This window comes from Luteibacter sp. HAY1-4A, assembly GCF_056755355.1.
Genome location: NZ_JBNDHZ010000056.1, coordinates 19,970 through 28,476 on the forward strand (window position 1 = coordinate 19,970; position 8,507 = coordinate 28,476).

Genomic DNA, 8,507 nt, shown 5'->3' on the forward strand with positions numbered 1-8,507 from the left:
CCGGCGCCCGTGAGGCGCCGGCCTTCGTGTCGCAGAGCGAATCCTTCGCTTAGAACGTGTAGCGCAGGGTCAGCATGGCCGACCAGCGGGAGACCGGGTTCAGCTTGGTCGCGCTGTTGTCGGTCGGGGCGTCGTAGATGCCCTTCAGGCCCGGCTGGTAGTTGCCGTTGGCATCCGTCGGCAGGTTGTAGATGTAGTTGCCCTGCGCATCCACACCACCGAAGTTGGCGAGGTTGCGGGTGTACGGGAAGCCGATGTACGACTGCTGGCCCCAGTCCTTGTTCACCAGGTTCAGGAAGTTGTAGATGTCGAGACGGATCTCGCCCTTGTTGCCCTTGAAGATGCCGGGCACTTCCTGGCTCAGGCTCAGGTCGATCTGGTTGACCCAGGCCGACGTGGCGCCGTTACGCTTCGCCACCTTGCCCTGGTTCTTGCGCAGGTAGTCGTCGCTCTGGATGTAGCTGTAGAACTGGTCCACCAGCTGCTGCGAGGCCGCGGCCGTGCCACCCGAGTTGCGGAAGACGGTGCCGTCGTTGCGGGTCGGGATGTACGCCAGGTCCTTCGAGTAGCTGTCGCCGTTCGAGTCGTTGCCGAAGATCCAGCTGTACGGCACGCCGCTGTGGCCGTCGTAGAACATGCTGACTGTCGTGGCGTAGTCACCGAAGAAGTTGTGCTGCCAGGTGATCGACGCGTTGAGGCGCTTCGCGATGTTCGTATTCGCCGTGGAGGCCACGTCTTCGTTCGGGTTGTACCAGGCGCTGTTCGAGTAGTTCGAGGTGGCCTGGCTCGATGTGCCCGGGTTCACTTCGGTCGAGTGACCGCCCGTTGCGGCGACGCTCCAGGACCAGCCGTCGGCCATCGGCTTCGAGAACGACAGCGTGACCGTGTCCGCACCACCCTTGTGGGTGTTCGTCAGGTACGTGACGCCTTGGGCGAAGCGGCCGTTCTGGCGGTAACGCGCATTCGCGCCACCGGTGTTCGAGCCGGTGAGGTTATTGCCGCAAGCGGCGCCGGTCGGGCCACCAAGCGGCGTCGATCCACCGATGCATCCGGCATAGGTGTAGCGACCGTCCGGCATCATGCCCGTCGGGGCACCCAGGTTGAGGTTCTGGTAGAGAATGCCGTCCTGCACGTCGAGGTGCTGCCACTCGATGCTGGCGATGATGCCCTGCCACGGCAGCTCACGATCGAACGCCAGCGACGACTTCCACACGCTCGGCAGCTTGAAGTTCTTGTCGACGGTGTCGACAGCCTGCTGCGGAACGGTACCGGGGCCGCTGGTCGGCTGCTGGAACGGGTTCGAGCTGAACTGCGGACACGGAATGTTCTTCTGCGAACCAAGGTTGCAGAGGCCATTGGGCTGGCGATCGTACGAGTACGTGACGATGTTGATGCCGTTGTTCTGGTACGGGTTCGTCATCCACACGGTCGGCGGATCGGACTGGAACAGGCCCACGCCGCCGCGCAGCTGCGTCTTGTATTCGCTGTCGAAGGTGTAGTTGAACGACAGGCGCGGCTCGACCAGCTGGCTGCCGTTGATCGTGTTGGCGTTGCTGAAGCCGAACGAACGCTGGAAGTCGGCGTTGTACAGCGGCTTGTCGTCGGTCAGGTACTTGTTGACGCGGAAGCCGTACTGCACCGACAGGTTATCGGTCGGCTGCCAGGTGTCCTGCAGGAAGAACGTGTGGCGACGCAGTTCCCACTGGGCAGCGATGTCGTTGAGCGAGTAACCCGGGGCCGGCTGGTACAGCGAGTAGTTGCTGTAGAGGCCCGGACCGAAGTTCGTGAGGCCGTTGTTGCCGAAGGTGTACGCGCCGAACTCGGTGCGGCCGAACAGGTTGTAGATGCGGTTACGCTCCCACTCGAAGCCACCCTTGATGGTGTGCTCGTCGAGGTAGAGGGTGCCCGCCCACATCGCATTGAGGCTCTTCACCGATGCGGAGTTGTAGTGGCTGAACTGGTCTTCGCCGAGGTTGATCGTCGGGCCGGTGGCGCTCGTGCCGAAGCCGGTGTTGTTCAGGCGCACGGTGATCTGCGGCTGCTGGTACGGCACCGAACGGTTCAGCTGGTAATCGCTGTAGCCGATCTTGGTTTCAGACGAGAAATTGTCGGTCCAGTCGTCGAACGACTGCAGCGTGTAGTTCTTGATATCGGTGTTGACGGTGTACCAGTAGCTCGACAGACCGATGGTGGACGTGCCGTTACCCTGCGGGTTCGGCTTCGTTTCCTTGGTACGCGAGTACGCAAGGTTCATGCGGTGGCCGTCGGTGATGTTCCAGTCGATCTTGGCGATGTAGCGCTTGTCGGTGAGCGTGCCGGCGTTCGCACCGAGCGAGCCCGGCTGCAGGCCGAGGCCGTTAGCGGCATTGATGATGCTCTGCAGGTCGCCCGGCGACACCTTGTTGATCGTGGAGTTCGCCAGGGACGGATCGAGGCCATTGACCGCGCCGGAGCTGAGGCCCGTCACTTCTTCCTTTTCGTAACCCGCGAAGAAGAACAGCTTGTCCTTGATGATCGGGCCACCGATGGTGGCACCGGCCGTCCAGTTGCGGTCGAACTCGGTGTAGTCGCGGTTGTCGTCGAGCCAGCCGGCCTTGCCGACCATGCTGCTGGCGTTCTTGAAGCCGTAGTAGACCGAACCGTGGAAGTCGTTGGTACCCGACTTGGTGACGGCGTTGATCTCGGCGCCAACGGTGTCGGAGGCGACGTCGTAGTTGGCCGTGGAGATGTTGAACGAGTCGATCGTGTCGAGCGACACCGGCGAGCCGACCGTCGGCATGCCCGTGGAGTTCAGGCCGAACGGGTCGCCCACGCCAAGGCCGTCGACCTTGATGTTGTTGAGACGGGTGTTCTGGCCGTTGGCCGAGATGGCGCCCGTGCCGTGGTCGACGTTGACGCGCGGATCGCGGCGTGCGATGTCGGCGATGTTGCGGCTCGGCGACGGCGCGGCCTTCAGTTCGCGCTGCGAGATGTTGGTGCCGAGGCCCTTGTTCTCCGACGTGAACTGGCCGGAGACGGCCGAGACGGTGACCGCGCCCAGTGCGGTGGCATCGGCGGTGCTCGCGGCGCTGGCCGTGAGGTTCACCGCGGTGTCGCTGCCCAGCTGCAGGTAGACGTTGTCCTGGCGGACCGACGGCATGCCGTCCTTGGTGGCCGTCACGTCGAACGGACCGCCCACGCGCAGGCCCTGGGCCGAATAGCGACCGCTGGCATCGGTGGTGGTGGTCTTCGTGGTGCCCGACGGCTCGTGCACGATCACCACGGTGGCGTTGGCGACCGGCTGGCCACCGGCGTCGACGACGCGGCCGCTGATCGTGGAGGACGTCTCCTGCGCGAAGGCAGGTGCCGCGAGCAGCGATGCGATCGCAAACGGCAGTAGTTTGGCGCGGACTCGGCTATTCATTAATCGACCCTGTGGCTTGCAACGAAAAATTTTTCGGCCAAACGGATGGCGACCTGGCGTTGAGCCGGGCGGCGCTTTCCGTGTGGTTTCCCCAATCTCTGGCTGTGTCGTCTCGGTATGGCCCGGCCCGATCCGTAGGCGCGGTGGCGACAGTTGTTAAGCCAACTTTAACGGCATTGTATGACAGATTTGTAACGTTTTCACGCCGGTTTGATAAATACCACTTTTTCCTATCCCGGCCGTTCTGGCGTTCAAGTTGCTGTATTCAATGACATTTATGTTTTCATGACAATGTGAAGGCGGTCCTCTGTAAGAACCACCTTACACATTCCATCGAAGGGACCGACCGCCTTTGCGCCGGCGGCGTTGTTGCCTAGGGCCTCAGTTCTTGCCGAGGTAGCGCGAGCGCTTGGCCGGCTTCAGCGAGGCCAGGTCGAGCATGACCAGGCCGTCGACGCATCCGGAGAACTCCGGGTCTTCGCCGAAAGCCAGGAATTGCACGCCCTCGGGCTCCACCAGATCGACGTACTGGCGGTAGAGCACCGGAAGGGTGACACCGAGGGCATCGAGACGATGCTTGAGCTTGCCCAGGCCCGCGGCCGCGTCGAGGCCTTCCAGCTCGCGGCGCACCGATTCGATGGTGGCTTCGGGGATCACGAACGGAAGGCGGGCGGCGGCGAGGCCGGGTGCACCGAAGAAGTGCTGGTGCGCGGCCGCGATCCATTCGCGCGCCTCGCGCGGCATAGTCACGGACATGCTGACGGGGCCGAACAGGTAGCGCAACTCCGGGTGCCGTTGCAGGTAGAGGCCGATGCCCTGCCACAACTGGTCGAGGGCACGCGACCGCCAGTATGCGGGTGCGATGAAGCTGCGGCCGAGCTCCAGGCCCTGCGCGAGGCGGGACTCCAGCGCCGGCGAGTAATCGAACAGGCTCGAGGTGTACAGCGCACTCATGCCGTGCTCGGCGATCAGGCGGCCGCCGTGGCCGAAGCGGTACGCACCGACGATGCGCAACGCCTTCGCGTCCCACAGCACCAGGTGTTCGTACAGCGGGTCGTAGGCGTCCAGGTCGCGACGCTTGCCGGTGCCCTCACCCACACGGCGGAAGGTGAGCTCGCGCAGGCGGCCGATCTCACGCATGGTGTAGCTGTCGGACGAGCCGCGCACGAGCAGGACCTTCTTGCCGTCCGGAAGCTCGGACAGGCACTCGGCCTGTTCCAGCTCCGCCACCACGCGCTCCACCGGTTCCGGATGGGCAAGAGGCGTCTGGCCACCGAAGACCAGCCCGCGCTGCCGCGCCACGCGATACACGTGGCGGCGCATGAGCTTCGCGGCCTTCTCGGACGAGCCGCCGCTGGCCTGCTTCAGTTCTTCCGCGTCGACCAGCTTGCCGATGCGGAAGCCGACCCGCTGCCGTCCCGAGGTGGCTTCGCGCGGAAGCATGGCGGTGCTGAGCGGCTTGGCCAGCATCGACAGGCCGTAGAAGGCCACGGAGTTGCGCGCGGCGATATGCACCGGCAGGACCGGAACGCCGGCACGCATGGCGATGCGCGCGAAACCGTCGGACCACTTGCCGTCGCGCACGCCACCGGCGCGCACCCGGGAGACTTCGCCCGCCGGGAACATGATGAGCACCTCGCCCGCCTCGACGGCACGGAACACCGCGCGCATCCGGGAGGTGGCGCCCTTGCCGAAGACGTCGACCGGAAGCAGCAGTGAGCCGAGTTGAGGCACGGCGGCGAGCACGTCGTTACCCAGGATGCGCACGTCCCGGCGTACCGATCCGATCAACTGGACGAGGGCGATCGCGTCGACCATGCCCAACGGATGGTTGGCGACGACGATGAGCGGCCCCTCGACGGGAATGTTCTCGCGCTCGCGCTCGGTGACGCGACAGCTGACGCCGAGGTTTTCGAGCGTCTTCTCGCAGAACTCGAAACCCCGTGCCGGCCCGGCCAGCGCCAGCGTGCGATTGAAACGGTCTTCGTGTGCGAGGCTTTCCAGCATGCCGACCAGCGGCTTGCGGAGGCGCGGATGCTGCGCCAGCCACGGCATGCGTTCCAGCAAGGTCTGATCGATGCTCAGCATGACTTGGGCTCCCTTAGACGTCCACATGCTCGCGGGCAATTATGACAGTAACCCTACCGCCACGTATGTTCTTGCGGCAATGTGCCGGACGTGGATCAGACGGCGATATGCAGATAAGCGGAAAGGCCGCTGAGGAACATCTGTACGGACAGCGCAATGAGCAGCATGCCCATCAGACGCTCCATGGCCGTGAGCACGCTTTCGCCCAGCCAACGGAACAGGAAGGTGGAACTGAGGAGGATGATCGCCGTGGCGAGCCAGGCCAGGAACAGGGCGATGCCCCACTCCGCCGTACGTCCGGGTTGCGAATTGGTGAGCAGCAGCAGGGCGGCCATCGCCGACGGGCCGGCCACCCCGGGGATGGCCATGGGCACGATGAAGGGCTCGCCCTCCCCCGGCTTGCCGAACACGCCGCCTTCCACGGGAGGAAAGACCATGCGGATGCCGATGAGGAACAGCACGATGCCGCCGGCGATGCTCACCGATTCCTGGCGCAGCTGCAGCACCTTGAGAATGTACTGACCACCGAGCAGGAAGGCCACGAGCACGGCCAGTGCGATGAGCAGTTCACGCACCATTACCTTGCGCCGGCGCTGCGGCGGCACGTCCTTCAACAGGGCCAGGAACAGCGGAATGTTGCCCAGCGGGTCCATGATCAGGAACAGCAGGATGCCCGCTGACAACGTCGTCATCTGCGTTTCCATGGGTGGAGCTCCTAGTTGCGAGTGTCGAGCACGGCGCCGCGCACGTCCGCCGCGGCACCGGAAAGCAGATAGACGATGGCGTCTGCCGCGGCGGTGGGCAGCGGCTTATCGAGGGTGTTTTCGCCGTAGTACGCCGCACGGCGCAGTGCCGTGCGCATGGGCGGCGGAAGCAGCGCATGCACGCGCATAGGCCCGCGCCCGTTCTCGGCATGGAGCACGGCGGCCATGCGCTCCACGGCGGCCTTGGACACGCCGTAGCCGCCCCAGTGCGCGCGCGAGACGAGGTCGGGATCGTCGAGCACGAAGACCACCGCGCTGTCGTCGGCCTTCGTGAGCAGAGGGATGCACGCCTGGGTGAGCGCGAAGGGCGCGGACACGTTCACCTGCATCGCGCGCAGCCAGTCGTCCGGCTTGTGCATGGCGATGGGCGTGAGTTCGTTGAAGTGCGCGGCGGCATGCACGATGCCGTCGAGGCGGCCGAATTCTTTCTCGATGCCTTCGGCCAGCGCGGCGTAGTCTGCCGGCGTGGCGCTTTCCAGATCGAGCGGATGAATCACCGGTTCGCCGCCGCCCAGCGCCATGAGTTCGTCGTACACCTTCTCCAGGGCGCGCACCTTGCGCCCGGTGATCACCACCGTGGCTCCGGCGCGCGTCGCCGCCTTCGCGGTTTCACCGCCCAGGCCGCCCGTGGCGCCGGTGACGATGACGACGCGTCCGGCCAGCAGGCCAGGCACAGGCGCCCACCCCTCGGGGAGGCGCGCGGACGGCAAGGCGCTCACGTTGCGGCGCCCGCAACGTCGGCGGCCATGCGCTTGAGTTCGCCCGCGGCGTGCAGGTCTTCGACGATGTCGCAGCCGCCGATGAACTCGCCCAGGAGGAACAGCTGCGGGAAGGTGGGCCAGTTCGAGTAATGCGGCAGGCCTGCCCGAATGCGCGGATCGGCCAGCACGTTCACGGCATGGATCGGCGCGCCCGCCGCCTGCAGGGCTTTTACCGCGCGGTCGGAGAAGCCACAGGTGGGATATTCCGGCGTGCCCTTCATGAAAAGCACGATCGGATGGGCCGCCACGATGGCCTTGATCTCGTCTACGACGTCCATAGCTCGGTTTTCATCATTAGAATGCGACTAGTTGCATAGTGTAGCAGTGCCGGCACCCCTGCCTCCTGCCTACCGCCCTTCCCCCCAGCCACCGCTAAGGAGTCCCGCTATGGCGTTCGAACTGCCGCCGCTCCCCTACGAAAAGAATGCCCTGGAGCCGCATATCTCCGCCGAGACCCTGGAGTTCCACTACGGCAAGCACCACCAGACCTACGTCACGAACCTCAACAACCTTATCAAGGGGACGGAGTTCGAGGGCAAGTCGCTCGAAGACATCGTCAAGTCCTCTTCGGGCGGTATCTTCAACAATGCCGCCCAGACGTGGAACCACACGTTCTACTGGAACTCGATGCGCCCGGCGTCGCAGGCGGCCGAACCGCCGGCGAAGCTGGCCGATGCCATCACGAAGGCTTTCGGCTCGGTCGACAAGTTCAAGGAAGAGTTCAGCAAGCAGGCCGCCGCCAATTTCGGCTCCGGCTGGACCTGGCTGGTGCAGCGCCCGGACGGCTCCCTGGCCATCGTGAACACCTCGAACGCGGCCACCCCGATCACCGGCAGCGACAAGCCGCTGTTCACGGCCGACGTGTGGGAGCACGCGTACTACATCGACTACCGCAATGCGCGCCCGAAGTACCTCGAGAACTTCTGGCACCTGGTCAACTGGGAGTTCGCGGCGAAGAACCTCGCCTGAGGTTGCGGGTTTGGTCGCGAAAAGGCCGGGTCCAGCGACCCGGCCTTTTCATTCGGCGCCCGACCGATGCCGCGCTGTAGGAGCCGCTACAGCGGCGAGACACATCCGCCACGCCTCGCGAGGTTTCCTCGCCGCTATAGCGGCTCCTACAAGTGGGCGGGGCCTCGGACCGGCGGTTCGCGGCAATTCTTCAGCCCAGCGCCTCGATGGCCGGCGCTACCTGGTCTTCCCGCCCCAACCCCGCACCCACTTCCACCAGCTTCTCCCGCAGGCTGCCGGCGTCGCTTGCGCAGATCGTGGCGTGGCCGACCTTGCGGCCCGGACGAGCTTCCTTGCCGTAGTCGTGCCAATGCCCATCGGCGATGGATAGAACCGGCGTGGGATCGGGCATCTCGCCGATCCAGTTCAGCATGGCGCTCGCGCCGCGCACGCCCGTGTCGCCCAGCGGCAGGCCCAGCACCGCGCGCACGTGGTTCTCGAACTGGCTGGTGTGGGCGCCTTCAATGGTCCAGTGCCCTGAGT

The 8,507-nt window shown here is 65.0% G+C and carries 6 protein-coding genes and 1 pseudogene; 1 reads left to right on the forward strand and 6 read right to left on the reverse strand.

Features of this window, described 5'->3' with window-relative positions:
- Positions 1–49 precede the first annotated feature (49 nt).
- The 5 genes from ACPYOD_RS16460 to grxD form a co-directional block, all read right to left on the reverse strand.
- Positions 50–3,403, reverse strand: coding sequence for a TonB-dependent receptor (locus ACPYOD_RS16460; RefSeq protein ID WP_481302790.1), 3,354 nt, complete (start codon positions 3,401–3,403; stop codon positions 50–52).
- A 381-nt stretch (positions 3,404–3,784) separates the two neighbouring features.
- Positions 3,785–5,491, reverse strand: coding sequence for a bifunctional ornithine lipid synthase OlsF (gene olsF, locus ACPYOD_RS16465; protein ID WP_481302791.1), 1,707 nt, complete (start codon positions 5,489–5,491; stop codon positions 3,785–3,787).
- A 95-nt stretch (positions 5,492–5,586) separates the two neighbouring features.
- The gene (locus tag ACPYOD_RS16470; protein WP_167027569.1) at positions 5,587–6,183 is read right to left on the reverse strand and encodes a YhgN family NAAT transporter; all 597 of its coding nucleotides are present in this window, start codon (positions 6,181–6,183) and stop codon (positions 5,587–5,589) included.
- Between the two features lie 23 nt (positions 6,184–6,206).
- A complete protein-coding gene (locus ACPYOD_RS16475; RefSeq protein ID WP_481302792.1) occupies positions 6,207–6,974 on the reverse strand; it encodes an SDR family NAD(P)-dependent oxidoreductase in 768 nt (255 codons plus the stop codon).
- Positions 6,971–7,294: a Grx4 family monothiol glutaredoxin gene (gene grxD / locus ACPYOD_RS16480; RefSeq protein WP_481302793.1), complete on the reverse strand. Its 324-nt coding sequence runs from the start codon at positions 7,292–7,294 to the stop codon at positions 6,971–6,973. The genes ACPYOD_RS16475 and grxD overlap by 4 nt, the downstream gene beginning before the upstream one ends.
- Before the next feature lie 109 nt (positions 7,295–7,403).
- On the opposite strand from grxD, the gene ACPYOD_RS16485 reads away from it, so the two are divergent.
- Positions 7,404–7,985: a Fe-Mn family superoxide dismutase gene (locus ACPYOD_RS16485; RefSeq protein ID WP_481302794.1), complete on the forward strand. Its 582-nt coding sequence runs from the start codon at positions 7,404–7,406 to the stop codon at positions 7,983–7,985.
- A gap of 190 nt (positions 7,986–8,175) precedes the next feature.
- Here the strand turns inward: ACPYOD_RS16485 and ACPYOD_RS16490 are convergent.
- Positions 8,176–8,507: pseudogene (locus ACPYOD_RS16490) on the reverse strand (5-(carboxyamino)imidazole ribonucleotide synthase); the annotation flags it as partial.

Coding starts and splice junctions, on each gene's coding strand:
- ACPYOD_RS16460 (WP_481302790.1), bottom strand. CDS start 3,403: ATGAATAGCCGAGTCCGCGCCAAACTACTGCCGTTTGCGATCGCATCG.
- olsF (WP_481302791.1), bottom strand. CDS start 5,491: ATGCTGAGCATCGATCAGACCTTGCTGGAACGCATGCCGTGGCTGGCG.
- ACPYOD_RS16470 (WP_167027569.1), bottom strand. CDS start 6,183: ATGACGACGTTGTCAGCGGGCATCCTGCTGTTCCTGATCATGGACCCG.
- grxD (WP_481302793.1), bottom strand. CDS start 7,294: ATGGACGTCGTAGACGAGATCAAGGCCATCGTGGCGGCCCATCCGATC.
- ACPYOD_RS16485 (WP_481302794.1), top strand. CDS start 7,404: ATGGCGTTCGAACTGCCGCCGCTCCCCTACGAAAAGAATGCCCTGGAG.